Consider the following 25,703-nt stretch of genomic DNA (forward strand, 5'->3'; position numbering starts at 1 on the left):
AGAAGGATGAAGTGTAAGTTTTGTGGGACGGAAGTGGATGAGAAGCAAAGGTTCTGTCCGAATTGCGGCTTATTATTGGATGTAAGCTTCACCCCTTTTTCTGTGTCAGACTTGCAGAAAAAAGAAAAAGGCACGGAGGAACCGGAGTTTCTTCGTCAAGCCATAGAATATCAGGAAGAATTGGAACAAGAGGAAAAAGTCGAAGTTACCAGTCATTCTGAGGAGGGATTGTCTACCTCAGAGGATGAAATGGAACGAGAAGAAAATGCAGTTTTAGAGGAAGATATTGTAGAAATTCAAGCTGTTGAGGCGTCAAACCTGATGAGGCAAGTTCATGAAGAGGAGCAATCGGAAGTAAGTGATACCGAAGAAGAGCAAACTCTTGAGAACAGCCTTGATTCGGATGCTGAGAAGAATTCGCAAATAGAGGATGAAGAATCCGATACAGAAGAAAACGAAGCGGAAACAGCAGAAGAAAAGGAAGAGGCGGTAGAAGAGACTGAAGCTGCAGAGGAAACTGAAGATATCAAAGATGCAGTAGAAGAAACGGAAAATACTGAAGATACTGAAAATACTGAAGATATAGAAGAGACTGAAAAAACTGAAGAAATAGAATTAACAGAAGCTACAGAAGAAGTTGCGGATGAAGCTACAGATGAAGCTACAGATGAAGCTGCGGATGAAGCGGAAGAGAAATCTGTAGAAGCGGAAGATGAAGCTTTTGAAGGAAAGATGGAGGAAGAAGTACCGGAAGAAGGGGAAGAATCGAACACAGAGGAAGAAGATTCCGATGCTCTAATTTATAAAATTCAAGATAAGCAGGAAGAAAAAGAATTTTTTGGAGAAATTCCGGATGATCCCGATGATTTTCGCGAGAACTCCGCCATTCCGCCGACATCCATGAAAGAATTGAAGGCAAGCATGCCCAGCAAGAAAATTGTAGCGGCAACGGTTGCTGTTGCAGTTTTGGGCTTCACGGGAATTAATTACTTAAATTCCACAAAAGTTCGATATGATTCGTTTCTCAAAAAAGGGGAAAATCTGCTACAGGCAAAACAATACAGCGAGGCCGCTGAAAGCTTGGAGAAGGATAAGGAAAGTTTTCAGGTGGATGAGAGATATTATTTACTGCTTTCTGATGCCTTGTCTAAGGAGGGGAAACATGAAGAAGCGGTTGCTTGCCTGATGGAAGGAGCGAAACGTTTTCCGGAAAATGAAGAGATTCAGAAAACCTTAAAAGCCATGGATCCGAAAGTGAGCAGTAATATTACGGAAGACTTATACCACGATAGTTTGGAAATCAACTTGGAAAGTAGCTCGAATAAAATTCTTTACAGTTTATCCGGCGGTAAGGACGAAATTCTGCAGGAAGAGTATACCGGCCCGATTTCCATCAGCAGAAACGGCAAATATTCTCTTATGGCATATGCCGTGGCTTCTGACGGGGCAAAGGGAGAATTGACTATTAAAGAATTCACCGTTGACCTGGATAAAGAGAAGTATCATCTTTCCTCATTTGTGGATTCGGAAAAGGGAAAAGAATATATAGATGAAAATGGGGATAAAGCAATAGGCTGGACCTTGATTGACGGATCATACTATTATTTCGATGAACAGGGTATAATGCAGACCGGATTCCTTGAGCTGGACGGAGAAAAATACTATTTGGACGAGAATGGTAAGATGCATACGGGATGTCTGGATTTAGACGGTAAGAGCTATTATTTTGATGAGCAAGGTCATATGATTCGCGATGCATGGATTGAAAATCGTTACTATGTAGACGAAAACGGTGAAATGCTGAAAAATCAACAGAATGGTGAAGGTGTGTATTTTGATGAGAACGGAAATCGTTCATTTAATGCGGAAAGCCTCTATAAGGAGCACCCAGATAGTATCTTGGCCATTGTGAGTAAAGACAGAAAAACGGACGGAAATCATTACCTCTTTTCTGCCAAAGTCTACTATCATAAGAAGAATGGACGCCCCAGCGGAGAGGTGGCCTATGAAACGGAAATTGTGCTTTCTAAGTCAGCACTTATGCGTTATCTGGATGAAAATTTACCGATTATTACGGCGAAAGATGCTGTTTCTTTCCTGCCGAATCTTTATTTGCAGGAAATTGTACAGAACAAGGACGGTGTGATTACAAGCTTTAGCTTTGTTTTGGGAGAAAGGCATTCATAAGATGATAAACAAAGAGCTGTTGCTTCCCTTTTTGCTGATTTCTTTTCTATTCATCGTTGTCTTAACCATTGTTTTATATAAAATCATGTGGATGAGACTGGATGCCATGATTAAGAAAAATAAAGAAGACGAAGAACGAACGGGTAAAAGTGTTCTTGAGCAAAAAACGGAAGAGAATGAATGAGAAAAACCGTGACTAAAGACGTTTTAAGAAATTCTTTAGTTACGGTTTTTTGTCATTCTTAAGTAGTTTCGAGGCAAAGCCCGAGACATCTTGTTATACCGGGATTATGGGACAAAATGGCTTGATGAAATCTCTTATGAACGGAACGTGATCGATCCGTCATCCGTCATTTCGTCAATAATGGCCAAGCTGTATACATCATATCCGGCTTCCCTGAGTTCTTTTCCACCGGACTGGAATCCCTTTTCGACAGCGATACCGATACCGGCAATCTTGGCATCCGCCTGATTGCAGATGTCAATCAGGCCGCGCATGGCCTTTCCGACCGCCAAAAAATCATCTATCAATAAAACGGTATCATCTTCAGATAAGAACTTTTTGGCAAGAGTGACGGTAAAGTCTTTTCCGTAGGTGAAGGAATGAACTGTAGAAGTATAAAGCTCTCCATCCAAGTTTTTGCTTTTTGCTTTTTTGGCAAAAACAACCGGAACTTTAAAGTGCTGTGCTGCCAGGCAAGCCAGTGCAATTCCGGAAGCTTCAATTGTCAGAATTCTGGTAATCCCCTTATCTTTGAATTTTTCATAGAACTCATTTCCCAGCTGTTCTAAGAGAGAAATATCCAACTGATGATTTAAGAAGCTGTCTACCTTCAGAATATTTCCGGGGCGTACCTGTCCGTCTTCTTTGATTCGCTCTTCCAATAACTTCATTTTCCTGGCCATCCTTTCAAAAAGCACTTGTTTACAGCAGATAAGTATAGTAAAACCTTAACGAAGTATCGAATATAGGACAGAAGCTATCCCATTTAACGATACAAAAGCAACTTTGTACTTTTTTAGTCTCATACTAAAAAATAATTTTAAAAAGTTTTCTTTATCCTAAAGCAAAATAAGGAAAAAAGAAAGAGTTAAACGAGTCGAAAAGAAAAATATCTTTGTTTTATTGAAAAAAGGAGTTAACAATGGAAAAAATACATTTGCCGGGAGGCTATGACGCGGTCTTGGAGGAATTTGCAAAGCGCAACAATGTGGAATGTAACACAGCATTTTTAAATCTTATGGACTTTATTCAACTGAAGGACTTTTCTTTTTCGAAAGTAAATATTTTGATTGAAGATCCGGATGCATACTTGGAGGACGGAAAAAATATCGAAGAAGAGGAGCTGCTTTTAGCTTTTATGGAAAGCTTCGGCGAAAATACGGTCGGAGCAACGGTTCGTGGCTACTATAAACGCGAGAACCATTATCTGACTTTAGAATTGGACTATGAGGATGCTTTATCCTGCTGGGAGATTCTAAGTATGTTTCAAAGAAAAATACCTTCTATGGAACTCAATGAAGATGTTTTATACCTGTTCTATGTAAAGGATATAGAAAGGGAGCATTACAGCCCGAAAAATTTTCCATACATTGCCGCGCTGGATGAGGAAGAAGAGGCTTATACCAAGGCGGGTTACTTTGATTCCATCTATGTAGAGGACGAGGAAGAAGAGTAGGGAGAAATTATAGATTCTCCCTACAATACCTTCGTATTCCGCTAACCTGATAAAGAGATCCGACACAGAGGAGAAGCGCTTTTCCCTCCTCATTTCTTAAATTTTCAAAATTCCACTGAAGACCATCTTCCAAGCTTTTCGCGAGGTGGATTTCTCCGTCAAATTCCTTTTCCCATAGTTCCTTAAGGGCGCAAGCGTCCATCCCTCTGACAGAATCGACTTGGAAGAAGGTAAAACTTAAACTGTTATTCTTTAGTATACGAAGCATCTCCGTATAGTTTTTATCTTGCATAACAGAGAAGAAAACTCTTTTTTTATACTTTGGAAAAAGCATTTCCACGGAGCGTACAACTGCAGTGATTGCCTGGGGATTGTGTGCTCCGTCCAGTACAATAAGCGGATTCTTTTTCAGTACTTCAAAGCGCCCCTTCCATTCCGTTGTATACAGCCCTAATTTAACGGCATCTTCAGGAATGCGAAAACCGATACTTTTCAAATAATCAACCGCTTCGCAGACGACCATGGCATTGTCCAATTGATAGTCGCCTAAGAGTGACAAGGCATATTCTTTTCTATCTTTGTATGTAAAATATTGATAACCGTTATCCAAATAAAAAGGGTAGGAATGCAGAAACCGACTATTGCTTAAGATAAGCTTGGAATTCTTTTCTTTAGCAATTTTTCGAATAACCTGCATCACTTCATCCGACTGCTGCATTAAGACGGTAGGGGTTCCGTCCAGGATGATTCCGCCCTTTTCCTGAGCTATTTCGGAAAGGCTGTTTCCGAGAATGGCCGTATGCTCCAAACCGATATGGCAAATAATACTGAGCAGCTTTTTTTCAATTACATTGGTGCCGTCCAGTCGACCGCCGAGGCCAACTTCTAAAATCAAAAAATCTACATTTTGCTCTTTAAAATAAAGAAAAGCAAGAGCGGTCAGCAGATCAAACTCGTTTGGCATAGAAGGCAAAAGAGGAAGTTCTTTCCGAATCAAGTTACTCAGACGTAGATAATCGGCATCGCTGATTTGTACACCGTCTATCGTAAAGCGTTCATTCATGCTCTCCAGGTGCGGAGAAGTGTGAAGACCGGTTTTGTACCCAGCGAGAGTCAGTATATTCTGCAGGCTCACAGCTACCGAGCCTTTTCCGTTACTGCCTGCAATATGAATAATACGAAGTGATTTTTCAGGATTGCCGAGACGCTGTAAAAGTACTCTTAGCGGTTGTAAATCGCTTCTTTCCGGAATCGGATCTGTACTACCGCACAGTGCCTTTCTGCTTTCTTCTCGTGTCATGATGTAAACTCCTGCATCGGAAATCTTTTCTCTAAGACAAAAATCATAAAGTGAATGGTTAAAAATTGCATGGTTCCATTGATTCCTACCTGAACCAATCGGCTGAGCATAATGGGGAGCAGTGCAGAACCGGTATTGATGGAAATCCACAAACTGTTCAATAAGAGACTACAGATAAGCTGTGTGAGTACAACCGCAAAAAATATTTGCAATCTGCCTTTTCCGTGCTTGAAAATCAGACCGAAAATCAAAGCGGAGAGAGCCAGGGAAAAAGTGTAACCCGGAAAATAAGGATAAGAAGAGAGAAAAAGACTTCCCAGAACGTCGGATAAAGATGCAACAAGAATGCCTTCTACTGTACCGAAGTAAAGAATGGCGAAGAGCATTGGCACGAATCCGAAGCCGATACGAATATTCCAGGCATTGATAGAAAACATTCTGGTCAGAATAATCTGTAAGGCAATGAGCATGGACAAGCTGATTAACTTTTTGGTTTTCCAATTCTTGACAGTCATAAATTTCTCCCTCCCGGGGCATAGTTTAATCTGAAAGCATAGTAGCGTAGGGAAAGTCTTTTGTAAAGGACTAGCCGTTTTATTTGGGATAAAATAATATTGTATAAAATGGAGTATTCTCTTTTTTGTATAAAACGAAGTACTCTCTTTTTTCTCTTGTAAAAATGGAAGATTGCGAATAAACTAAACCAGTTTAATCAGGAGGGAATCAGTATGAAATTGATTCGAGAAGTTTTATGGATTATTTTTTCACCTTTGTCGGTGAAATCTTAAACGCGTCTTTGCCCCTGCCGGTTCCTGCCGGTGTATACGGGCTTATTCTAATGCTTATCTTCCTCATGAGAGGAATCATTCGTCTGGACGAGGTTGAGCAGGCAGGAAATTTTTTATTGGAAACCATGAGCATTATGTTTTTGCCTGCGGCAGTAGGAACCATGACCGTCAGTAAGCTTTTACTACCTGTCCTCTTTCCGTATATGGTGATTATTCTTTTTTCCACTTTTTTGGTCATGGCTGTTACCGGTCTTTCGGCAGAATTTATATTACGGAAAACCGAGTCTAAAGAAGATTGGGAAAAAGAAGAATCGGAGGAAAAGAAATGAGTCAATTGATAAGCAGTGCGGATCACTTCGGATTTGTACTCAGTATTTTTATTTTCTTGCTGGCTGTACAGATTAAGCTTCGCTTTAAGCTGGAACTGTTGAATCCGCTTTTGGTCTCCACAATCATTATTATTGCAATCCTGCTTACTTTCAAGATTCCGTACGACTCTTATTTGGAGGGAGCTGATATTTTGAATTATTTTCTGACTCCTGCGACGGTATGTCTCGCTATCCCTCTGTATAAGCAGTTTTCTTTGTTGAAAAATAATTTCAAAGCCGTTTTTTGTGCGGTTCTCCTGGGAACAATCAGTTCTCTGGGAAGCATCCTTTTGATGGGATTCTTTTTTAAACTTCCCGCAGAACATATCGCAACACTTTTACCTAAATCTATCACAACGGCGATTGGCTTAGGGATTTCCGAATCTATTTCGGGATATGTCAATTTAACGGTTGCCTCCATTGTTCTCACGGGGATTATAGGAGGGATTCTTTCGGATTTTGTCTTTAAAATACTGCCGATACATCATCCGATAGCAAGGGGCTTGGCTTTGGGCACCAGTGCCCATGCCATCGGAACGGCTAAGGCTCTGGAAATGGGAGAAATTGAAGGTGCCATGTCTTCCTTGTCCATCGTACTTGCCGGTATCTTCACGGTTATTCTCGTTCCGATAGTCTATTCAATATTCTTATAATTTGTAAGAAAAAAGTAGCGGATTTTCTTTTTCGTTTTGTTAAACTACGAAAAAGAAAAGGGGTTATTATGCGAAAAAAATATTGTAAACCGGTTTATATTTTATGTGCAGCTTTGCTTTTTTCCACTCCCGTATATGCAGATGGTCCGGATTTGGACGATACGGAAATTGTTTCTTCCGGTCCGGGAATGATGATAGGAAATAAGGAACAGGAAGAAGCATTCAGTGGAAATGTTTCAGCTGAAACGGTTCCTTTATTACAGGGATACGGATTTTCGGATTATAGAGTATACGGATATAATGAAATGTACGATGATCTTATGGCTTTGCAGAAAATTTATCCGTCTATGCACTTGGATTCTTTGGGAAAAACGATAGACGGAAGAGAACTCTATCATGTTGTTGTCGGAAATCCGTCTGCGCCTAAAAAAATACTCGTGCATGGCAGCATACATTCCAGAGAGTATATCGTGACAAAAGTGGTTATGCGGGAGTTAGCTTCATTGCTGGAAATGGAAAAAAAGGAAAGCAGTTATCAAGGAAACTCCATAAAACATTTACTGCAAAATACTTGCATTCATTTTGTCCCTATGCTTAACCCGGATGGTGTTTCTCTGGTACAAAACGGGTTAAACGGGATAGGTTCGGAGGAACTCAGAAAATCCGTTCTGGAAATGGCCCAAAAAGAGCATGCGACTCATTTATCTTCCTATTTCCGTCTTTGGAAAAACAATTTAAGAGGTGTGAACCTGAACAAGAATTTTGATGTGAATTGGGAACAAACCGTGGATAAGAAAGGCTATCCTTCTAAAGATGAGTATAAGGGAAGTTCTGCAGAATCTGAGGCGGAATCCAAGGCTTTGGCTGATTTACAACGAAAGGAAAATTTTTCCGCAACAATCAGCTATCATACGCAGGGAGAAGTTATTTACTGGTATTTTGGAGAAGGCTCCTATGTAGAAGAAGCTAAAAAACTGGCTGAAATCATAAAGAAAAATTCCAACTATAGAATGGTGAATTCCTACCGTGAAAATTATGCAGGGGGATTTAAAGACTATATGGAAAGAAAGTTTAATGTGCCATCCGTGACCGTGGAATGCGGAAGCGGAACCAGTCCCGTATCGGAAGAACAGATTGACAAGATTTGGGCAGGACAAAGGGGCGTGTTGCCGGATCTCCTTTTGGAGTACAAGGATTCCTGATAGGTTTTATAAATTGAAAGAGTCGTGGATTTGGTATTTTTGTCCGGACAGAGCGAAATATTGTATGGACAGAGCGAAATATTGTATGGACAGAGCAAAATATCTCCTTGCTAGAAATGAATAGATAATTTATTCTTCTTTGTGGTATAATACCTTGATTAAAAGATAAGTTGCCTTATTGGCTGATTTTAAACTGAGGCAGTCAGTATTAGAAACCAGGAGGAAAAGATGGCTGAGGAGAATCGTTCTGTTACGGAAGAGAATAAGAATACAGAGCCGGAGTCCAAGAATTTTATTGAGAACTTCATTGATGAGGACTTGAAAGAAGGAAGGGTAAAGGAAATCAAAACCCGTTTCCCCCCTGAGCCTAACGGCTATTTGCATATTGGGCATGCAAAGTCCATTTTATTAAACTACGGTATCGCAAAGGAGTATAACGGTACTTTTAATTTGCGTTTTGATGATACAAATCCGGTTAAAGAAAAGACGGAGTTTGTGGAAAGTATTCGGAAAGATGTGGAATGGTTGGGGGCCGATTTTGAAAACAGAATGTTTTTTGCGTCCGACTATTTTCCAATCATGTATGAAAAGGCTGTTTTTTTGATTCAGAAGGGAAAGGCTTTCGTAGATGATTTAACAGCTGAGGAGATTCGTGAATATCGCGGAGACTATAATACCCCCGGTAAGGAGAGTCCTTATCGTAATCGCAGTATTGAAGAAAATCTTCGATTATTTACCGAGATGAAAGAAGGGAAGTATCAGGACGGAGAGAAGACGCTTCGTGCAAAGATTGATATGGCAAGTCCCAACATCAATATGCGTGATCCTATTCTTTATCGCGTTTCCCATATGAGCCATCATAATACGGGGGATGAGTGGTGTATTTATCCCATGTATGATTTTGCGCATCCCATAGAGGATGCGGTGGAGGGAATCAGCCATTCACTTTGTACACTGGAGTTTGAAGATCATAGGCCGCTTTATGACTGGGTGGTAAAGGAGTGTGAGTTTCCTTATCCGCCGAGACAGATTGAGTTTGCAAAGCTTTATCTTACCAATGTGGTGACAGGAAAGCGATATATTAAGAAGCTTGTGGAGGATCAGGTCGTAGACGGTTGGGATGATCCCAGACTGGTTACCATTGCGGCACTGAGAAGACGAGGCTATACGAAAGAAAGTTTGGCGCAGTTTGTGAAGCTTTCCGGGATTTCGAAGGCACAATCTTCCAGTGATTATTCCCTTTTAGAGTATTGTATCCGTGAGGATTTGAAGCTTAAGAAACCGCGTTATATGGCGATTCTTGATCCAATTAAGCTAATCATTGACAATTATGAGGGTGAGGGAGAAGTGCTCAGTATTCCCAACAATTTGGAAAATGAAGCGCTTGGAGAGAGAGAGGTTCATTTTTCGAAAGAGCTTTATATTGAGCGGGATGACTTTATGCCGGATCCCCCCAAGAAGTATAAGAGACTGACCATGGAGAATGAAGTTCGTCTGATGGGAGCTTATTTTGTGAAGGCTGTTTCTTATGAATGTGATGAAGAGGGAAATGTCACAGTTGTGCACTGTACTTATGATCCGGCTACCAAGTCCGGTTCCGGCTTTACGGAGAGAAAAGCGAAAGGAACGATTCACTGGGTAGATGCAAAGACAGCTTTTACTGCGGAAGTTAGACTCTATGAGCAATTGATTGATGAGGAAAAAGGAAAGTTGAATGAAGACGGCAGCCTCAATTTTAACCCGAATTCTCTTACAGTAAAAGACTGCTACCTGGAGAAGATTTTGGAATCGGCGGAGCCGCTCGAAAGCTTCCAGTTCGTTCGAAATGGTTATTTCTGTGTGGATTGTAAGGATTCTACGGAAGGACATCCTATTTTCAACAGAATTGTTTCTTTGAAATCCAGTTTTAAAATGAATTAAAGAGGATGATGTGAAGGGATAAGGAGGAAAGTTATGGCTAAGAAATTCGGTTCATTTGTGTTTTTGGCTGCATTAACCGGTGCAGTTGCCGGTGTAGTATCCTACCTCTACAAATATCGGAAGTTTTCCGAGGCAGTGGATCAGGATTTTACCGATGTTGTGGATTCCGCTATGGAAGTGAAGGATTCAGCGAAACGTTCTTATACCATTTTAAAGGATTCTCGAACAAAGGAGGATTTTAAGACGGTTGCAAAGGACCTTGGGTATGCGGCAAAAAATCTGGCTATTGATACGAAAAATCTGGCTGTAGATGCGGGAAAAGATGCTTATAAAGCAGTTAAGGAAGCTTGGGATAAGAAAAAACGGTATTTTCCGATGATGAAGATGCAGTAGATTCAGAAGACGTCGATGTCGAGTTTTTCTATGAGAATCAGGATGACAGTACTGAGGAGAATAACTCTGAATGCGTGAAAACAGCTGAAAGCAAGCAGAGTGAAGAACAGGGTGAAAACGGCGGCCTTATTGTAACGGAAGAAGTGTAGTATGGAGAAAATTGCCAGTTTTACAGTGGATCATATTCATCTTCTTCCTGGAGTTTACGTATCCAGAAAAGATAAGGTAGGGGAGGAAACGGTTACAAGCTTCGATTTGCGATTTACCAGACCGAATGTAGAGCCTGCGATGGAAACGGCGCCCATGCATGCGATAGAGCATCTTGCGGCGACTTTCTTAAGAAATGATGCGGAGTGGAAGGAGAGAATCCTGTACTTTGGACCAATGGGCTGTCGTACCGGCTTCTACCTTCTTTTAAAAGGAGATTTGGAAAGTCGAGACATTCAGGAACTTTTGCTATCCTGTTTTTCGTTTATTTCCGATTTTGAGGGAGAAATTCCCGGTGCTACAGAGCACGACTGCGGAAATTTTCGAGATATGAATCTTCCGGTCGCAAAATGGTGGAGTAAAAAATATTGTCAGGATGTATTGCAACATCTCTCCTATGACAATACACATTACCCTGCATAAAGGTAGGTGTGCTTTAATTCATAACAAGTGGCGCAGGCGAAGCATGAGACATCTTGTTCATAACGAGTATCGTATGTAAGGCGTGCGATATCTCGTTTGGATTCCGGTACGATTTGTTTTACCGGAGTTGTTAGTATAGAGGACTAAAAATGGGAATGAAAGTGAATCATCATTATCAAGAGGTAAAGGAAAGTTACCTTTTTGCAGAAATTGCCAAACGTATCCGGGAATGGCAGGAGAAGAATCAGGACAAGGCTTCACAACTGATCCGTATGGGGATAGGCGATGTAACTCGGCCTCTTCCGAGGGAGGTAGTGAAAGCCTTGAAAGCGGCTTCTGATGAAATGGGTATAGCGGAAAGCTTTCACGGTTATGGACCGGAACAGGGATATGATTTCTTGAGAGAAGAAATTCAATCCTATTACAAGCGTTTTTCGGTTTGTTTGGAAAAAGAAGAAATTTTTATTTCCGATGGAGCAAAATCCGATTTAGGAAATATTTTGGATCTTTTTGACAGGGGAATTACCGCTTTGGTTACGGATCCGGTCTATCCCGTCTATGTGGATACGAATATTATGCAGGGAAATACGATTCTTTATGCTCGTGCAGGAGAGGAAAACGGATTTTTGCCTATGCCGGATCCTTCCGTAAAGGCTGATTTGATTTACCTTTGCTCTCCGAATAATCCGACCGGAGCAGTGTATGACAGGGTCGGACTTGCAGCATGGGTGAATTATGCAAAGGCGCAGAATGCCGTGATTCTTTTTGATGCGGCTTATGAGTGCTTTGTGGAGGGAGATTTGCCGCATTCTATTTATGAGATTCCCGGAGCAAAGGAATGCGCGATTGAGTTTTGTTCTTTCTCTAAGAAAGCCGGGTTTACCGGAACGAGGTGCGGCTATACCGTGGTGCCGGATAAGCTTGTCTTTTCCGGGCAGTCTCTCCGAAAAATGTGGCTGAGAAGACAGACTACGAAGTTTAATGGAGTCTCCTATATTGTGCAAAAAGCTGCCGCTGCCGTGTTTACAGAGCAAGGCGAAAAGGAAATTCTGGAGAATATTCAGTATTATAAAGAAAATGCCAAGACGATTATGGCTACGCTGGACTCTTTAGGGATTTATTACACAGGAGGAAAGAACTCTCCCTATGTTTGGATGAAATGTCCGGATGGAATGGATTCTTGGTCTTTCTTTGACAAACTTTTGAATGAAGTTTATGTCGTCGGAACTCCCGGAGCCGGTTTCGGAGAGGCAGGAGAGGGATTTTTCCGCTTGACGGCCTTTTCCACACATGAAAAGACCAAAGAAGCCATGAAGAGATTAAAGACACTTTTAGGAAGATAAAATACCGGAATTTGAAAAGACCGATAAATCGACACTTGCCGGATTATCGGTCTTTTTTTCATAACGAGTATTGTGCGCAAAGCGTGCGATATCTCGTTGGAACTTGTATTTTTAGGAATGAAACATATCCAATCTTTTTTTCAGGAATCAATCTGCCCGGATTCCTTTGGAATCGACTCGATAATTGTCAGGCGTAAATTTATTCATATAAAGAGAACCAAGAGGTTGATTTTCAACAGACTTCTCAGAAAAATAATAAGTTTCATAGTTAATCTTTTGCCATCCGATAACCATACGACCGTTTGCGGCAATATAATACCACTGATGCTTGCTTACAATCCAACCGTACATGGGAGAACCCGTGTCATTACTGATAAATGACCAAGATCCGTCTCTGCTCAGAACCCAGTGTCCATAAGAATCCGGCGCAGTAGTGGTAGATCCGCCATAGCCAACTGTGTTATTTTCTTCTGCAAAGCACGGAAGTGCTGCTGTAACGGATAAGAGAAAAGCCCATCCGATTAAGACTATCATTTTTTCATAAGCAGCCTCCTTAACGAAAAAATAGGAAATGAAATATTGCACATTTTATGCAAAATAGTTTTATGAATAAGAAATCATCGATACCGCAAAGAATCTTCATTCTGAACAAAAGACCGGGGGAAAGTTCCCGCCGGTCTTTCACGATCTTGAAGTGACACGAAAAATCAGAATGAACCGATTAGTTTACCCATCTTCCGTTGGAATCCACTCTGTACCCGTCCGGAGTCAGCTTGTTCATATAGAGAGAGCCTGTCGGCTGATTCTCTACAGCATTGGGAGAGAAATAGTACCAGTCAAATCCAAGCTTTACCCAACCGCCTACCATATGACCGTTATCAGCCATATAGTACCACTGACGCTTATAAACAACCCAACCGATAATGGGTCTTCCGGTCTCATTGCTGATGAAGGACCAAGAACCGTCGCTGTTGGTAACCCAGTGACCATTTGATTCTGTTGCGTCTGTAGTTGAGCCGCCCCATGCTACAGCCTTACCCTCGGCAAAAGCCGGCATTACAGTTGCAGTGGAAAGCATAGCAATGATTCCTGCAATAAGAATATTCTTCTTCATAAAACTGAACCTCCAAAGTAATATTTTACAACGACTTTCCTCAAAATTAAGGCAATTCGTCTGCTGCATTCTTAATTATACTTAGAAATATTTATTTTACAATAAAGTTTTCTTTTCATTTTCAGCAAAAATTCATTTATTTGTAAGAAAAAGCCATTTATATTTTGGGAGAAACTGTTCACCAAAACTTCACAATCATTTTAGCACTCGATACTTGACACTGCTAATAAGGCGGATTATAATGCCTATTGTTGTTTAAAGAAATGCGTGATTGCATATTATGCAGATTTGCGAGGAGGTAAGAAATGAAATTAGTTCCCTTATTTGATAAAGTTGTTTTGGAAAAAGAAAAGATGGAAGAAACTACGAAGAGCGGAATCGTTCTTCCGGGACAGGATGATAAGGAAAAGCCGGGACAGGCGGTTGTTGTGGCTGTAGGCCCGGGCGGAGTGGTTGACGGTAAGGATATTACGATGCAGGTAAAGAAAGGGCAGCATGTTCTCTTTTCTCGCTATGCAGGTACAGAGGTGGAATTAGAGGGAAAGAAGTATACTGTAGTAAAGCAGAGCGATATTCTGGCAATTGTAGAATAGTAGAATAAGGATAACAACATAGACAGGTTTTTCCGTACAAGGAGGGTTATATGGCTAAGGAAATTAAATATGGAGTAGAAGCAAGAAAGGCATTGGCAGCCGGTGTGGACGCCGTTGCCAACACTGTGAAAGTAACTTTGGGACCAAAGGGAAGAAATGTAGTTCTCGATAAGTCCTTCGGATCACCACTTATCACGAACGACGGTGTTTCCATTGCCAAGGAAATTGATTTAAAGGATCCGTATGAGAATATGGGCGCTCAGCTGGTTCGTGAAGTGGCATCCAAGACCAATGATGTAGCCGGAGACGGAACCACGACCGCAACGGTTTTAGCGCAGGCTATTGTCACTGAAGGTTTAAAGAATCTGGAGGCAGGGGCAAATCCCATTATCCTTAGAAAAGGAATTAAGAAGGCGGTCGAGGCTGCCGTAGAGAGCATTCAGAAGCAGAGCTCCAAGGTAAAGGGAAAGGATCAGATTGCAAAGGTTGCCGGCATTTCCGCAGGAGACAGTGCAGTGGGAGAGATGGTTGCCGATGCTATGGAGAAGGTATCGAAGGACGGCGTGATTACCATTGAAGAGTCCAAGACCATGCAGACCGAGCTTGACCTTGTAGAAGGTATGGAATTTGACCGCGGCTATATCAGTGCATACATGAGTACCGATATGGAGAAGATGGAAGCCAATTTGGACGATCCGTACATTTTGATTACCGATAAGAAGATTTCCAACATACAGGATATTCTTCCGCTCCTTGAGCAGGTTGTAAAGACCGGCGCCAAGCTTCTGATTATTGCGGAAGATATCGAGGGTGAGGCGTTAACCACCTTGATTGTCAACAAGTTAAGAGGTACTTTCAATGTGGTTGCCGTAAAGGCTCCGGGTTATGGCGACAGAAGAAAGGAAATGCTGAAAGATATTGCCATCTTAACCGGCGGTGAAGTAATTTCCGAAGAAGTCGGCTTAGACTTAAAGGATGCTACGATTGAGCAGTGCGGTAGAGCAAAGTCCGTTAAGGTAAGTAAAGATAAAACCACTCTTGTAGAAGGTTTAGGAAAGAAGAAAGAGATTAGCGACAGAATTGCCCAGATTAGAGGACAGATTGAGGCGACGACATCCGATTTTGATAAAGAGAAGTTACAGGAAAGACTCGCTAAGCTTTCCGGCGGTGTGGCTGTTATCCGTGTAGGAGCAGCAACCGAAACCGAGATGAAGGAAGCAAAGCTTCGTATGGAAGATGCTTTAAATGCTACAAGAGCGGCTGTAGAAGAAGGAGTTATTGCCGGAGGCGGATCCGCTTATATCCATGCGCAGGCTGCTGTAGAGAAAGTAGTAGATAAGCTTGACGGAGATGAGAAGACCGGTGCAAAGATTGTCTTAAAGGCTCTGGAAGCACCGATGTATACCATTGCTTACAATGCCGGACTGGAAGGTGCCGTAATTGTGAACAAAGTCAAGGAAAGCAAGCAGAACTTCGGTTTTGATGCCTATAAGGAAGAGTATGTTAACATGATGGATGCCGGTATCATTGATCCTGCCAAGGTTGCCAGAACGGCTTTACAGAATGCCGCTTCGGTTGCCGCATCTCTCCTTACTACCGAGTCGGTAGTAGCGGACATCAAGGAGCCGCAGCCGCCTATGCCTCAAGTTCCGGGCGGAATGGGCGGAATGATGTAAATAAGCTTTCGTGTTCGCACAATAGAAGGAGATTTTCCCATGGAGAACTATATTGAGCATCTGGTCAAGGGAAAAAGAGGAACGAAAGAATACATGGAAAGGGGAGTGGCAATAGCTCTCCCCTTTCTTTTCATGTTTATTCTTTCTTTATTGTCTCTTCCCATTATATTCTTTGTTTTTTACTTCCTATATCGTATTATATACGGATAAGAAGCGATAAAGAATATGAGTACCTTTATATGGCGGGAGAGCTGAGTGTGGATATCGTATTTCATAAAAGCAGTCGAAAAAAACTACTCAGTGTGACGAAAGAAGAGCTTCTGGAAATTCGGAAGTGGAGCCCGGAAACCCTTGATCGATATAAGAGAGAGGGGATTTCCGTTCTGGATTTGGCGGGGTTTGGAGAGAATCAACACTACTTTTACCTAGTAGAGCAGGAAGGAAAGAAGACGGCGTATATTTTAGATTGTCCGGAAAAGTTGATTAAGGAAATGCGTTTGTATTCCCGTGATAAATGGCTTTAAAACTTTATTTTCCCCGAAAGAGAAAGAAAAGAGGAGTAGGAGTATAGCATGAATGATTTTGTGAGAGTGGCTTCGGTCAGCCCGAAGGTCAGCGTGGCGGACCCTTTTTATAATGTGGAAGAGATGCTTAAATGGGCGAAAGAGGCAGAAAAGCAGTCTGTCTCTCTTTTGGTCTATCCGGAGCTTGCCGTTTCAGGCTATACGGCTCACGATCTGCTCTTACAGGAAAGCTTACAAAAAGCCTGTGCGGAGGCAGTCGGAATTTTTGCCGAGAAGACTGCAGACAGTCCGGTTTTGTTTGTTTTCGGTTATCCCTTTGTTTTACGCGGAAAGCTGTATAATACCGCGTTTGCAATGCAGAAAGGAAAAATCCTCGGAATTGTTCCGAAAAAACATCTTCCGAACCACAGTGAATTCTATGAAGAACGCTATTTTCAGGAAGGAAGGGAAGAGGTGGAGTGGATTCCCGATTTTCTTGGGAAGGAAGAGGAATGGACTCCCTTCGGGATGCATCTTCATTTTACGGCGGAAAATGAGGCGCGTTTCAGGCTGGCCGTGGAAATCTGTGAAGATCTGTGGGTTCCGAATCCTCCCTCGGTTACGCATTGTCTGATGGGAGCTACGGTCATTGCCAATACTACGGCTTCCGATGCTTTGATTCGGAAAAATGACAGTCGAAGAGCTTTAGTACAGCATTCCAGCGGATGCTTACATAATGCTTATATCTACACCAGTGCCGGTCCATCCGAGTCCACACAGGATATGGTCTTTTCCGCACACAGTATGATTGCGGAAAATGGAAAGATTCTATCCGAGTCTCCTCGTTTTTATGAGGGAATGATTTATAGCGACATAGATCTTTCCGTCTTATGGCAGGAGCGGATAAAGCAAAATACTTTTGAGACGACAGAAGATTCCGCAATACAGGTTTCGTTTCCTCTTTATAAAGCAGACTATGAAGCACAGGGAGTTTCGGCCCCCTTCTCTTCGGAAAAGCGGAAAAAGAAGATTTCTTTAAAGCGCTTTATTCATCCTATGCCGTTTCTTCCTCCGCTTTCCGGAAAAGACTATGAGAGAGGGGAAGAGATTCTCAGCATTCAGGTGCAGGGCCTTAAGAAAAGACTAAATCATATCGGCGCAAAGAAGGTTATATTAGGCTTAAGCGGCGGTCTGGATTCTACCTTGGCCCTTTTTGTCTGTGTAGAGTGTTTTCGACTTATGGGATATGATTTAGATCACATTTTAACGATTACCATGCCTTCCTTCGGAACGAGCAAGCTCACTCGTAACAATGCTTTGGAATGCGCGAGGCTCCTCGGAACGGAATTGAGAGAAATATCCATTGAAGATGCGGTACTGCAGCATTTTAAAGATATTTCCTATGATGAAACAATGCGCGACGTCGTTTATGAAAATGCACAGGCCAGAGAGCGGACACAAATTCTAATGGATTTGGCCAATAAGGAGGGCGCTCTTCTTGTGGGTACGGGAGATTTGTCGGAATCGGCGCTGGGATTTTCCACATACAATGCGGATCATATGTCGATGTACAATGTGAACTGTGATGTGCCAAAGACCGTTATTCCACTTGTCCTGAGGTCCTTTGTTAAGGAAAGAGAAGACGCGGTAGAAGATAGCATGGATAGAGAAAAAGTCGGGGCTCTAAAAAAGATTGTGGAAGAAATTATTCAGGTTCCGGTCAGTCCCGAGCTTTTGCCTCCGGATGAAAAAGGCGAGATAAAGCAGAAGACGGAAGAAATTTTGGGGCCTTATGTTTTGCATGATTTCTTCCTCTATATGCATTTACGATACGGCTTTTCGGCAAAGAAACTCTTTTTCCTTGCCTGCCATGCTTTTTCGGATGAAAATATGCAGTATTATAAGAGAGAGGAGAAGAAAACCTTTTCTCCGAAGGAAATTCTTCAGTGCTTGAAAGTTTTCTATAGAAGATTCTTTTCGCAACAGTTTAAACGTTCCTGTATGCCGGACGGTCCCAAAATCGGAAGAATTGCATTATCTCCTCGAGGTGATTTAAGACAGGCGAGCGATGCTTCATCACGAGTTTGGCTTTTGGAACTGGAGGAAATTGAGCATAGCTTATAGTTGTAAAATTGAGCTTTGTCCGGGTTCGGAGGAAATTAAGCATAGCTTATAGACGTAAAGCCAAATTTTTGTTATACTTCTTGTTCATGGTGAGGATCTTTTCCGGTCCTCCTTTCGAGTTAAGAAGGATAGGTAAGGGCTGAATGCATAGAATTGATTCACCGGCAAATGCACTACTCAAAGAAATTCGAGAACTCAGTAAAAAAGGGAAAAAAGAAGAGAGAAAGGCTTTTTTATAGGAGAGGGAGAACGCTTGTTAAGGGATTTGCCTCTTTCTTCTCTTGTACAAATTTTTATTTCCGAAAGCTATGAAGGAAACTTGCCGCACGGCTTAGTAAAAGAAGATGAACGGGTTTTTCTTCTCAGTAAAAAAGCGATGGAAAGTATTTCGACAACCGAAAGTCAGCAGGGAATCCTTGCTAAAATTGCCATTCCGAAACGAGAAGAGCCGGAAGGAGATTTTTATCTTATTTTGGAGGATATCCAGGATCCGGGGAATTTGGGAACTATTTTTCGGACGGCAGAGGCTGCCGGGATATCGCATATCTTTATGAATAAAACGTGCACGGATATTTTTAGTCCTAAGGCGGTTCGTTCTACCATGGGTTCTCTCTTTCGTGTTTCTTTCAGTATACATGAGGACTTGGAGAGCATTTGCAAAATGTTGAAAAAACGAGCTGTACGCATATATGCCATGCATCTTTCGGGGGAAAATGTGTTTTATCAGGAAGACTTTCGTTGCCCTTCCGCTTTTATGTTCGGCAATGAAGGAAATGGCCTTTCGGAGAGTTTGACTAAGCTTTCCGATCAGCTCATACGTATTCCCATGCAGGGACAGATTGAATCTTTGAATGTAGCGACGACAGCAAGTATTCTTATGTATGAGGTTTACAGACAAAGACAGTAAAGAATAAAAACGGAATCCTTTTTTGATTGGAATGAGTGTTATTGATAACAGTTGTGATACCTCATGGAAAAAAGGAATGATAGAACTATGGGGGTGGTTACAGATGATTGGCAGATCAAGAGGAAAGGTTCCCAATCATAAAATAGATATATTGTATGGAGTCATAGCCTTGATTATTTTTATCATGTCGGTTATGGCGCTCGGTAATCCGGATGAAAACATGGTTCTTTTCCCCTTTATCTTTTTCTTTGCTTTTGTTCTTCGAATCTTTGTTTTTATAGAGCGAAGAATGGAAGAGGGAAAGAGAAAATATATACAACTTGTGATAGCGCTGGTCTTACTTATACTCAGTGTGGTTTCCGGCATTAGCCTTTGGACTTAGTCCTAAGAAAGGAAGAAAACTTGGAAAGAGAAGAATTTGAGAAAATAATTGAAGAATTGATGATTAAGGCAAAGGGTAATAATAACTCTATTGACATGGGAGAGGTCCAGACCGCTGTAAAGGATTTGTCCCTTACAGAGGAGCAAATGGAGAATTTTCTGCTTCTTCTCGAAAATAAAGGCGTAGAAGTGACGCCGGTTCTGGATGAGGATACTTTAAAGAAGCTGGAAAAAGGAGATGAAAAAGAAGACAGTGAAGACGAGCTTCTGGGCTTGGAAGATGATGATTTCACTAAGGATGAAGAAGGTGAAGAAATAGATCTCGATGCGGTAGATCTTTTGGAGGGAATCGGTACGGAAGATCCGGTACGGATGTATCTGAAGGAAATCGGGACGGTTCCGCTTCTTACTGCTGAGGAGGAGTATTCTCTTGCCATGAAGAAGCAGGCGGGAGATGAGTATGCTAAACAGAGACTGATTGAAGCGAACCTTCGTCTTGTTGTATCTATTGCAAAGCGCTATACCGGACGCGGAATGAGTTTTCTGGATTTGGTTCAGGAAGGAAATCTGGGTTTGATTAAAGGGGTTGAAAAATTCGATCCGGAGAAGGGCTTTAAGCTTTCCACCTATGCGACATGGTGGATTCGACAGTCTGTAACCCGTGCACTTGCCGATCAGGCCAGAACGATTCGTGTGCCGGTGCATATGGTGGAAACCATCAATAAAATGTCCAAAATGCAGAGAAAGCTGACACTGGAACTCGGCTATGAGCCGTCTGTGAAAGAACTGGCAGAGCATCTGGATATGACCGAAGAAAAAGTGCAGGAAATCATGCAGATTGCCAGAGAACCGGCTTCCCTGGAGACGCCTATCGGAGAGGAAGACGATTCCAACTTGGGCGATTTTGTAGCCGATGCCAATGTTCTTTCTCCGGAAGGAAATGTAGAATCGGTTATGCTGAGAGAGCATATTGACAGTCTTTTGGATGATTTAAAGGAAAGAGAAAGACAGGTCATCGTACTTCGTTTCGGTTTGGAAGACGGTCACCCGAGAACCTTGGAAGAAGTGGGAAAAGAGTTTAATGTCACCCGTGAGCGTATCAGACAGATTGAAGCTAAGGCTCTGAGAAAACTCAGAAATCCGGTTCGTTCCAAGAGAATCAGAGATTTCTTGCAGTAAAGCTTATGGAAAAGAAAAATTATGAGTTTCTCATGGAGTCGATTCTCGGAGAGATAAAAGAAGAGTCAAAACCGAGGCTTTTACTGCATGCCTGTTGTGCACCATGTTCGACCGCTGTACTGGAATGCTTAGAAAAATATTTTGCAATTACAGTTTTCTTTTACAATCCGAATCTGGAGACTGAGGCGGAATACAATCGTCGTGCAGAAGAATGTAAAAGACTTCTTAAGGAAATGAAGCTCCCTATTTCCTGCATAGTAACGAATTATGCCCATGAAGAATTTCTCCAAGTGGCAAGGGGCTTGGAAAAGGAACCGGAGAGGGGAAGGAGATGTACCGCCTGCTTTCAACTTAGATTAGAGGAAACTGCCCGCTTTGCCCAAAAATGGAATGCGGAGCATTCGGACAAGACTTTTGACTATTACTGTACAAGTTTGAGTATTTCTCCTTTAAAGAATGCAGCTCTTTTAAACAGCTTGGGAGAGGAGATTGGGGAGCGTTATGGGATTCGTTTTTTACCGTCCGACTTTAAAAAGAAGGGGAGGTATTTACGTTCCGTAGAATTATCCAAGCAATATGCTCTTTATCGGCAGGATTATTGCGGCTGTGAATTTTCCAAGGCGGAATGCCTCCGAAGGAATAAAGAAAAAGAGAGTATTCAGTAAAATTGGAGAATAAAAAATAGGAAAGAGCATAGAATCGCTTCAAAGCAGGAAAAGGGGGAAAAATGATCAGTGCAGAAGTGAAGATTATCAATGAATCCGGACTGCATCTTCGTCCGGCAGGTGTTTTGACACAGACCTGCATCCGTTTTAAGAGTGAGATTATCCTGTACTACGGAGAAAGGAAAATCATCGGAAAATCGGTTTTAAATGTTATGGCTGCAGGTGTAAAAAAAGGCAGTACCGTGAGGGTGGAATGTAACGGTATTGATGAAGAAGAAGCCTTAAAAGCCGTGGTGGAAGCGATTTCTACCGGACTTGGCGAGGGAACAAGTACTCCGGAGCCTTTGTTTTAGTCTTATATTGTCAAAAAAGGCTTGTTGGGATGTTTTGGCATTTATCAACACGTTTTGTCCTATAACTCTATAACTCGGTTTTGTCCTATAATTCTATAACTCTAACTTTCGAAAAAGAGCTGTAAAAAATCAAAAGCCAATGGGTTGATTTTTACAGCTCTTTTATTCTTAAAGAGTATCTTCTTTAATTTAGCAGTATTTATGATTGGATAAGCTTTTTTAAGCAAGCTACAGCCGTCTTTAAACTCTCTTTTGTGTCAATGGCTTCCACGGCTCCGGCATCCATGTAGGAGGCATTTTGCGAATCGATGGGAAGCTTTGCAAGGAGTTCCAAGCCTTCTTTTTGACAAAGCTCCTCGATGTGGCTCTCGCCAAAAACATTGATTTTCTCATTACAATGCGGGCAAAGAAGATAGGACATATTTTCGATAATGCCAAGGATGGGGATATTCATTTTTTCCGCCATGCGAACCGCTTTTTCCACAATCATGGAAACCAAATCCTGCGGAGAGGTCACAATAATAACTCCGTCAATCGGAAGAGACTGAAAGACGGTAAGCGGTACGTCGCCTGTTCCGGGAGGCATATCTACGAAAAGATAGTCGATTTCCTTCCACTCTACCTCTTGCCAGAACTGCTTTACCGCATTGGCAATCATGGAACCTCTCCAAATCACGGGATCGGTTTCATTTTCTAAAAGTAGATTGGTGGAAATGATCTCCACACCGCCATTGCTGGTTTCTGGCACCATGGACTTTCCGTCCTCACTTAAAGCTACTCCGTCATGGAGGAGTCCGAATGCTTTCGGAATAGACGGTCCGGTAATGTCTGCATCCAAAATTCCTACATGGAATCCCTCTTTATTCATTGCGGAAGCAAGTAAGGAGCAGACGGTGGATTTTCCTACGCCGCCCTTACCGGAGACGATACCAATGACTTTTTTTACGGAAGAGCCTTCCCCTAAAGGAAGCTTTTCAATGCCGCTCTTTCTACTGGGACAATTTGCGGAGCAAGAGCCGCAGTGAGAGGAGCAGGAGCTGTTATTTTGTTCTGCCATAAATCGATTTCCTTTCTTTCTATACTTCTATATTGTGTAAGACTGAATCCTATTGCTAAGAAAAGCCGTTACCATTTTACTTTCTATATTCTGAATCTGCAATTTAACCTTTCCCTTTTCTCTTTTCCAAAAAGGAAATAAAACTTTCCAGAGATTTCGAGCAATTGTTGGCATGGTACATAAAGCCGATTTTCCTTTTAGGAATCGGAGAAGTGAGGTGAATCTCCACCAAGCTTCCATTTTCCAGATCTTTCTCTACAAAGGAGCGAATGACACAGGAAATTCCCATATCAATTTTAGCAAAATCAATCAGCAAATCCATAGTATTTAGGGCAATGATTTGCTTAAAATCCAATTGATTATCCCGAATATACATATCAATGTAATGTCGGGAAACATTTTTTTCATCCATGAGCATGACGGTCGCATCTTGAAAGAGGGAAAAATTATTTCCGTGCAGTGCCTTCAGATTTTCAAGATACTTCGGGGAGGCTACGAAGATGTCTTCCACATCCTGCTCCAAAAGAACTCTTTGATTGGGACTGAGATGTTTGGGAATAGCAACTAAGGCCAAGTCGATATCTTGCGCTTCCAGAATCTGAAGATTTTTCGCACTATCCTGATTTTTTAAATTAATCTGGATATTGGGGAATTCTTCCATAAACATCTTTAAATAAGGAAGCAGGACATAGCGGCAAAGTGTCGTACTGGCTCCGATATCGAGGTGCCCGATATGATAATCCTTCATTTTTTGCAGCGCACTTTCAGCCTCTTCGATATGATGAATGGCTTCCTCAACATGGCGGAATAAAACCTCCCCTTCCTCCGTAAGACTAACTCCTCTGGAATTCCTTTTGAAGAGTTTCACATTTAAATTATCTTCCAGACGCACGATGGTTTTGGAGATAGCAGGTTGAGAGATATAGAGGGACTCTGCGGCCTTCGAGATATTCCCCTGCTTTGCAACTTCAAAAAAATACGATAGGTGGATAAATTTTGTTCCATAAAACTCCTTTTTTCAGAAATATTCATAATGCGTATCCTATGTCATAAAGCATCTAACACGCGTTATAATGAAATAACTTAGAGGAATAATAAACATCTAAAAAATGTATTTTAATTATAGCAAGACTTTTGCTAGTATGTAAAGAAAGCAATCTAAATGCTTTCTAAAATTCATAACGAGTATTGTGCGCAAAGCGTGCGATATCTCGTTTGAAATGAATATATTATGGACGTTACGCAGTATATTTTGTTCAGAGAAGAAAAAGGAAGAAGAGAAAACGTTTTTTCGGAGTGGTTGTGAGCTGTATTTTCTGAAAAATGCTGAAGATAAAGGAGAGTACGATGGGAATGACGATGAGCCAAAAGATTTTGGCAAAGCACGCAGGACTGGAGAAGGTGGAAAGCGGTCAACTGATTCTTGCAAAGGTGGATTTGGTTCATGGAAATGACATCACGACTCCGGTTGCGATTCGAGAGCGGGAGAAGATTCAGGGGAAGGGTGTCTTTGATAAAGATAAGGTGGTTTTTGTTATGGATCACTTTGTACCGAACAAGGATATTACTTCTGCAAAGTGCACCCAGATCTGCCGAAATTATGCAAAAGAAAACGGTTTAAAGCATTATTATGATGTGGGAAATATGGGAATTGAGCATGCTCTTATTCCGGAGCAGGGACTGATTACAGCAGGAGAGCTTTCTGTCGGTGCGGATTCTCATACCTGTACTTACGGGGCACTGGGAGCCTTTTCTACCGGTGTGGGCTCTACGGATATGGCTGCCGCTATGGCTACAGGAGAGCTTTGGTTTAAGGTGCCGAATGCAATTCAGGTCATCTTAAAAGGAAAGCTGCAAAAGTATGTCAGCGGAAAGGATGTGATCTTACACCTGATTGGAAAAATCGGAGTGGACGGCGCACTTTACGAGTCTATCGAATTTAGCGGAGAGGGCGTTTCTTTCCTTTCCATGGATGACCGCTTTGCCATCTGCAATATGGCGATTGAAGCGGGCGGAAAGAACGGTATTTTCCCGGTTGACGAAAAAACAATAGAGTACATTAAAGCGCATGGAAATAAGCCCTATACCGTTTACGAAGCGGATTCGGATGCCAAGTATGAGAGAGTGATAGAGATAGACCTCTCTACACTGCAGTCTACAGTGGCTTTTCCGCATTTGCCGGAAAATACGCATGAAATCGGGACTTTTGATAAGATTTCGATTGATCAGGTTGTTATCGGCTCTTGCACAAACGGTCGTTTATCGGATATTGCCGTCTCCGCAGAGCTTTTAAGAGGTCGTCATGTTGCGGAAAATCTTCGTTGTATTGTGATTCCGGCAACGCAGAAGATTTATCTGGAAGCGATGGAAAAGGGCTATATCAAGGACTTAATCGAGGCCGGTGCAGTAGTCAGTACCCCGACCTGTGGGCCTTGTCTTGGCGGCTATATGGGGATTTTGGCACCGCACGAAAGATGCGTTTCCACCACCAATCGTAACTTCGTAGGAAGAATGGGAGACGCAAGCTCTGAAATTTATCTGGCTTCTCCGGAGGTCGCTGCGGCATCGGCAGTTTTAGGTTATATCGCAGGACCAAAAGAGCTGGGGCTGTAAGGAAAGACCGTCTTTTAACAGGAATCAATAAAGAATTTAGCGAAAAGGATATGGACTATTTCAAAAAATAGAAAT

At 41.9% G+C, this 25,703-nt stretch carries 27 protein-coding genes and 1 pseudogene; 21 read left to right on the forward strand and 7 right to left on the reverse strand.

Features of this window, described 5'->3' with window-relative positions; all coding sequences use genetic code 11:
- The first annotated feature begins 6 nt into the window (after positions 1 to 6).
- Entirely contained in the window at positions 7 to 2,187 is a 2,181-nt protein-coding gene (locus HMPREF9124_RS06220; RefSeq protein WP_009428570.1) for a zinc ribbon domain-containing protein, read from the forward strand.
- A 1-nt stretch (position 2,188) separates the two neighbouring features.
- Entirely contained in the window at positions 2,189 to 2,371 is a 183-nt protein-coding gene (locus HMPREF9124_RS06225; RefSeq protein ID WP_036597682.1) for a hypothetical protein, read from the forward strand.
- Between the two features lie 134 nt (positions 2,372 to 2,505).
- Here HMPREF9124_RS06225 and HMPREF9124_RS06230 read toward each other — a convergent pair whose 3' ends face one another.
- Positions 2,506 to 3,081, reverse strand: coding sequence for a xanthine phosphoribosyltransferase (locus tag HMPREF9124_RS06230; protein ID WP_036597685.1), 576 nt, complete (start codon positions 3,079 to 3,081; stop codon positions 2,506 to 2,508).
- Between the two features lie 251 nt (positions 3,082 to 3,332).
- Between HMPREF9124_RS06230 and HMPREF9124_RS06235 the strand changes: the two genes are divergently transcribed.
- On the forward strand, positions 3,333 to 3,866 hold the full coding sequence (locus HMPREF9124_RS06235; RefSeq protein ID WP_009428772.1) for a hypothetical protein: 534 nt from the start codon (positions 3,333 to 3,335) through the stop codon (positions 3,864 to 3,866).
- A 7-nt stretch (positions 3,867 to 3,873) separates the two neighbouring features.
- Here the strand turns inward: HMPREF9124_RS06235 and HMPREF9124_RS06240 are convergent, their stop codons facing one another.
- Together HMPREF9124_RS06240 and HMPREF9124_RS06245 are read right to left on the reverse strand one after the other, a co-directional pair.
- The gene (locus tag HMPREF9124_RS06240) at positions 3,874 to 5,166 is read right to left on the reverse strand and encodes a bifunctional folylpolyglutamate synthase/dihydrofolate synthase (RefSeq protein ID WP_009428513.1); all 1,293 of its coding nucleotides are present in this window, start codon (positions 5,164 to 5,166) and stop codon (positions 3,874 to 3,876) included.
- Positions 5,163 to 5,681, reverse strand: a complete 519-nt coding sequence (locus HMPREF9124_RS06245) for a folate family ECF transporter S component (RefSeq protein WP_009427807.1) — start codon at positions 5,679 to 5,681, stop codon at positions 5,163 to 5,165. The genes HMPREF9124_RS06240 and HMPREF9124_RS06245 overlap by 4 nt, the downstream gene beginning before the upstream one ends.
- Positions 5,682 to 5,917: 236 nt before the next feature.
- Between HMPREF9124_RS06245 and HMPREF9124_RS06250 the strand changes: the two genes are divergently transcribed.
- From HMPREF9124_RS06250 to HMPREF9124_RS06280, 7 genes are all read left to right on the forward strand, one after another.
- Positions 5,918 to 6,283: a CidA/LrgA family protein gene (locus HMPREF9124_RS06250; RefSeq protein WP_009428174.1), complete on the forward strand. Its 366-nt coding sequence runs from the start codon at positions 5,918 to 5,920 to the stop codon at positions 6,281 to 6,283.
- Complete coding sequence (locus tag HMPREF9124_RS06255) at positions 6,280 to 6,975, forward strand: LrgB family protein (RefSeq protein ID WP_009428538.1); 696 nt, start codon at positions 6,280 to 6,282, stop codon at positions 6,973 to 6,975. Before HMPREF9124_RS06250 ends, HMPREF9124_RS06255 begins: the two co-directional genes overlap by 4 nt.
- 68 nt (positions 6,976 to 7,043) lie before the next feature.
- Positions 7,044 to 8,177 carry a M14 family zinc carboxypeptidase gene (locus HMPREF9124_RS06260; protein WP_009428852.1) on the forward strand — a complete coding sequence of 378 codons (1,134 nt, stop codon included), beginning with the start codon at positions 7,044 to 7,046 and terminating at the stop codon, positions 8,175 to 8,177.
- 228 nt (positions 8,178 to 8,405) lie between these two features.
- Complete coding sequence (locus HMPREF9124_RS06265; RefSeq protein ID WP_009429923.1) at positions 8,406 to 10,097, forward strand: glutamine--tRNA ligase/YqeY domain fusion protein; 1,692 nt, start codon at positions 8,406 to 8,408, stop codon at positions 10,095 to 10,097.
- 33 nt (positions 10,098 to 10,130) lie between these two features.
- Positions 10,131 to 10,490, forward strand: a complete 360-nt coding sequence (locus HMPREF9124_RS06270; protein ID WP_009427821.1) for a hypothetical protein — start codon at positions 10,131 to 10,133, stop codon at positions 10,488 to 10,490.
- A gap of 150 nt (positions 10,491 to 10,640) precedes the next feature.
- Positions 10,641 to 11,120 carry an S-ribosylhomocysteine lyase gene (locus HMPREF9124_RS06275; protein ID WP_009428268.1) on the forward strand — a complete coding sequence of 160 codons (480 nt, stop codon included), beginning with the start codon at positions 10,641 to 10,643 and terminating at the stop codon, positions 11,118 to 11,120.
- A 149-nt stretch (positions 11,121 to 11,269) separates the two neighbouring features.
- Positions 11,270 to 12,463: an LL-diaminopimelate aminotransferase gene (locus HMPREF9124_RS06280; RefSeq protein ID WP_009428869.1), complete on the forward strand. Its 1,194-nt coding sequence runs from the start codon at positions 11,270 to 11,272 to the stop codon at positions 12,461 to 12,463.
- 147 nt (positions 12,464 to 12,610) lie between these two features.
- On the opposite strand, the gene HMPREF9124_RS06285 is transcribed toward HMPREF9124_RS06280, so the two are convergent.
- A complete protein-coding gene (locus HMPREF9124_RS06285; RefSeq protein WP_036597688.1) occupies positions 12,611 to 12,997 on the reverse strand; it encodes a hypothetical protein in 387 nt (128 codons plus the stop codon).
- Positions 12,998 to 13,184: 187 nt separating this feature from the next.
- On the reverse strand, positions 13,185 to 13,577 hold the full coding sequence (locus HMPREF9124_RS06290) for a hypothetical protein (protein ID WP_009427861.1): 393 nt from the start codon (positions 13,575 to 13,577) through the stop codon (positions 13,185 to 13,187).
- Between the two features lie 305 nt (positions 13,578 to 13,882).
- Here HMPREF9124_RS06290 and HMPREF9124_RS06295 point away from each other — a divergent pair, with 305 nt between their 5' ends.
- The 10 genes from HMPREF9124_RS06295 (at position 13,883) to HMPREF9124_RS06335 (ending at position 21,958) form a co-directional block, all read left to right on the forward strand.
- Positions 13,883 to 14,170, forward strand: coding sequence for a co-chaperone GroES (locus HMPREF9124_RS06295; protein ID WP_009429015.1), 288 nt, complete (start codon positions 13,883 to 13,885; stop codon positions 14,168 to 14,170).
- Positions 14,171 to 14,220: 50 nt separating this feature from the next.
- Positions 14,221 to 15,846: a chaperonin GroEL gene (gene groL / locus HMPREF9124_RS06300; protein WP_009429671.1), complete on the forward strand. Its 1,626-nt coding sequence runs from the start codon at positions 14,221 to 14,223 to the stop codon at positions 15,844 to 15,846.
- A 39-nt stretch (positions 15,847 to 15,885) separates the two neighbouring features.
- Positions 15,886 to 16,056: a hypothetical protein gene (locus HMPREF9124_RS12310; protein ID WP_009427782.1), complete on the forward strand. Its 171-nt coding sequence runs from the start codon at positions 15,886 to 15,888 to the stop codon at positions 16,054 to 16,056.
- 29 nt (positions 16,057 to 16,085) lie between these two features.
- Positions 16,086 to 16,370, forward strand: coding sequence for a hypothetical protein (locus tag HMPREF9124_RS12315; protein WP_009428158.1), 285 nt, complete (start codon positions 16,086 to 16,088; stop codon positions 16,368 to 16,370).
- Positions 16,371 to 16,418: 48 nt separating this feature from the next.
- On the forward strand, positions 16,419 to 18,473 hold the full coding sequence (locus HMPREF9124_RS06310) for an NAD(+) synthase (protein ID WP_009428384.1): 2,055 nt from the start codon (positions 16,419 to 16,421) through the stop codon (positions 18,471 to 18,473).
- A gap of 253 nt (positions 18,474 to 18,726) precedes the next feature.
- Positions 18,727 to 19,380 (forward strand): TrmH family RNA methyltransferase, encoded by a 654-nt coding sequence (locus HMPREF9124_RS06315; RefSeq protein WP_009429240.1) that lies wholly within the window; start codon positions 18,727 to 18,729, stop codon positions 19,378 to 19,380.
- Between the two features lie 76 nt (positions 19,381 to 19,456).
- The gene (locus HMPREF9124_RS06320; RefSeq protein WP_242821565.1) at positions 19,457 to 19,762 is read left to right on the forward strand and encodes a hypothetical protein; all 306 of its coding nucleotides are present in this window, start codon (positions 19,457 to 19,459) and stop codon (positions 19,760 to 19,762) included.
- 20 nt (positions 19,763 to 19,782) lie between these two features.
- Entirely contained in the window at positions 19,783 to 20,940 is a 1,158-nt protein-coding gene (gene rpoD, locus HMPREF9124_RS06325; protein WP_009428904.1) for an RNA polymerase sigma factor RpoD, read from the forward strand.
- Positions 20,941 to 20,945: 5 nt separating this feature from the next.
- Positions 20,946 to 21,605 carry an epoxyqueuosine reductase QueH gene (locus tag HMPREF9124_RS06330; RefSeq protein ID WP_009429516.1) on the forward strand — a complete coding sequence of 220 codons (660 nt, stop codon included), beginning with the start codon at positions 20,946 to 20,948 and terminating at the stop codon, positions 21,603 to 21,605.
- A 62-nt stretch (positions 21,606 to 21,667) separates the two neighbouring features.
- Positions 21,668 to 21,958, forward strand: coding sequence for an HPr family phosphocarrier protein (locus tag HMPREF9124_RS06335; protein ID WP_009429599.1), 291 nt, complete (start codon positions 21,668 to 21,670; stop codon positions 21,956 to 21,958).
- A gap of 199 nt (positions 21,959 to 22,157) precedes the next feature.
- Here HMPREF9124_RS06335 and HMPREF9124_RS06340 read toward each other — a convergent pair whose 3' ends face one another.
- The gene (locus tag HMPREF9124_RS06340; RefSeq protein WP_009428813.1) at positions 22,158 to 23,015 is read right to left on the reverse strand and encodes an Mrp/NBP35 family ATP-binding protein; all 858 of its coding nucleotides are present in this window, start codon (positions 23,013 to 23,015) and stop codon (positions 22,158 to 22,160) included.
- A gap of 103 nt (positions 23,016 to 23,118) precedes the next feature.
- Positions 23,119 to 24,020: pseudogene (locus tag HMPREF9124_RS06345) on the reverse strand (LysR family transcriptional regulator).
- 342 nt (positions 24,021 to 24,362) lie between these two features.
- Here HMPREF9124_RS06345 and leuC point away from each other — a divergent pair.
- Positions 24,363 to 25,628, forward strand: coding sequence for a 3-isopropylmalate dehydratase large subunit (gene leuC / locus HMPREF9124_RS06350; RefSeq protein WP_009428952.1), 1,266 nt, complete (start codon positions 24,363 to 24,365; stop codon positions 25,626 to 25,628).
- The last annotated feature ends 75 nt before the right edge of the window (positions 25,629 to 25,703 follow it).

The sequence above is a fragment of the Oribacterium sp. oral taxon 108 str. F0425 genome (assembly GCF_000214455.1).
Classification (GTDB): domain Bacteria; phylum Bacillota; class Clostridia; order Lachnospirales; family Lachnospiraceae; genus Oribacterium; species Oribacterium asaccharolyticum.

Bases quoted from the DNA above. Each gene is read 5' to 3' on its own strand.
- HMPREF9124_RS06255 (WP_009428538.1), top strand. From the start codon at position 6,280: ATGAGTCAATTGATAAGCAGTGCGGATCACTTCGGATTTGTACTCAGT.
- HMPREF9124_RS06235 (WP_009428772.1), top strand. From the start codon at position 3,333: ATGGAAAAAATACATTTGCCGGGAGGCTATGACGCGGTCTTGGAGGAA.
- HMPREF9124_RS06330 (WP_009429516.1), top strand. From the start codon at position 20,946: ATGGAAAAGAAAAATTATGAGTTTCTCATGGAGTCGATTCTCGGAGAG.
- HMPREF9124_RS06230 (WP_036597685.1), bottom strand. From the start codon at position 3,081: ATGAAGTTATTGGAAGAGCGAATCAAAGAAGACGGACAGGTACGCCCC.
- leuC (WP_009428952.1), top strand. From the start codon at position 24,363: ATGGGAATGACGATGAGCCAAAAGATTTTGGCAAAGCACGCAGGACTG.
- HMPREF9124_RS06280 (WP_009428869.1), top strand. From the start codon at position 11,270: ATGGGAATGAAAGTGAATCATCATTATCAAGAGGTAAAGGAAAGTTAC.
- HMPREF9124_RS06335 (WP_009429599.1), top strand. From the start codon at position 21,668: ATGATCAGTGCAGAAGTGAAGATTATCAATGAATCCGGACTGCATCTT.
- HMPREF9124_RS06240 (WP_009428513.1), bottom strand. From the start codon at position 5,166: ATGACACGAGAAGAAAGCAGAAAGGCACTGTGCGGTAGTACAGATCCG.
- HMPREF9124_RS06270 (WP_009427821.1), top strand. From the start codon at position 10,131: ATGGCTAAGAAATTCGGTTCATTTGTGTTTTTGGCTGCATTAACCGGT.
- HMPREF9124_RS06285 (WP_036597688.1), bottom strand. From the start codon at position 12,997: ATGATAGTCTTAATCGGATGGGCTTTTCTCTTATCCGTTACAGCAGCA.
- HMPREF9124_RS06295 (WP_009429015.1), top strand. From the start codon at position 13,883: ATGAAATTAGTTCCCTTATTTGATAAAGTTGTTTTGGAAAAAGAAAAG.
- HMPREF9124_RS06250 (WP_009428174.1), top strand. From the start codon at position 5,918: ATGGATTATTTTTTCACCTTTGTCGGTGAAATCTTAAACGCGTCTTTG.
- HMPREF9124_RS06260 (WP_009428852.1), top strand. From the start codon at position 7,044: ATGCGAAAAAAATATTGTAAACCGGTTTATATTTTATGTGCAGCTTTG.
- HMPREF9124_RS06225 (WP_036597682.1), top strand. From the start codon at position 2,189: ATGATAAACAAAGAGCTGTTGCTTCCCTTTTTGCTGATTTCTTTTCTA.
- HMPREF9124_RS06245 (WP_009427807.1), bottom strand. From the start codon at position 5,681: ATGACTGTCAAGAATTGGAAAACCAAAAAGTTAATCAGCTTGTCCATG.
- HMPREF9124_RS12315 (WP_009428158.1), top strand. From the start codon at position 16,086: ATGGCGGGAGAGCTGAGTGTGGATATCGTATTTCATAAAAGCAGTCGA.
- HMPREF9124_RS06265 (WP_009429923.1), top strand. From the start codon at position 8,406: ATGGCTGAGGAGAATCGTTCTGTTACGGAAGAGAATAAGAATACAGAG.
- HMPREF9124_RS06320 (WP_242821565.1), top strand. From the start codon at position 19,457: ATGATAGAACTATGGGGGTGGTTACAGATGATTGGCAGATCAAGAGGA.
- HMPREF9124_RS06275 (WP_009428268.1), top strand. From the start codon at position 10,641: ATGGAGAAAATTGCCAGTTTTACAGTGGATCATATTCATCTTCTTCCT.
- HMPREF9124_RS12310 (WP_009427782.1), top strand. From the start codon at position 15,886: ATGGAGAACTATATTGAGCATCTGGTCAAGGGAAAAAGAGGAACGAAA.
- HMPREF9124_RS06220 (WP_009428570.1), top strand. From the start codon at position 7: ATGAAGTGTAAGTTTTGTGGGACGGAAGTGGATGAGAAGCAAAGGTTC.
- HMPREF9124_RS06310 (WP_009428384.1), top strand. From the start codon at position 16,419: ATGAATGATTTTGTGAGAGTGGCTTCGGTCAGCCCGAAGGTCAGCGTG.
- HMPREF9124_RS06340 (WP_009428813.1), bottom strand. From the start codon at position 23,015: ATGGCAGAACAAAATAACAGCTCCTGCTCCTCTCACTGCGGCTCTTGC.
- HMPREF9124_RS06290 (WP_009427861.1), bottom strand. From the start codon at position 13,577: ATGAAGAAGAATATTCTTATTGCAGGAATCATTGCTATGCTTTCCACT.
- groL (WP_009429671.1), top strand. From the start codon at position 14,221: ATGGCTAAGGAAATTAAATATGGAGTAGAAGCAAGAAAGGCATTGGCA.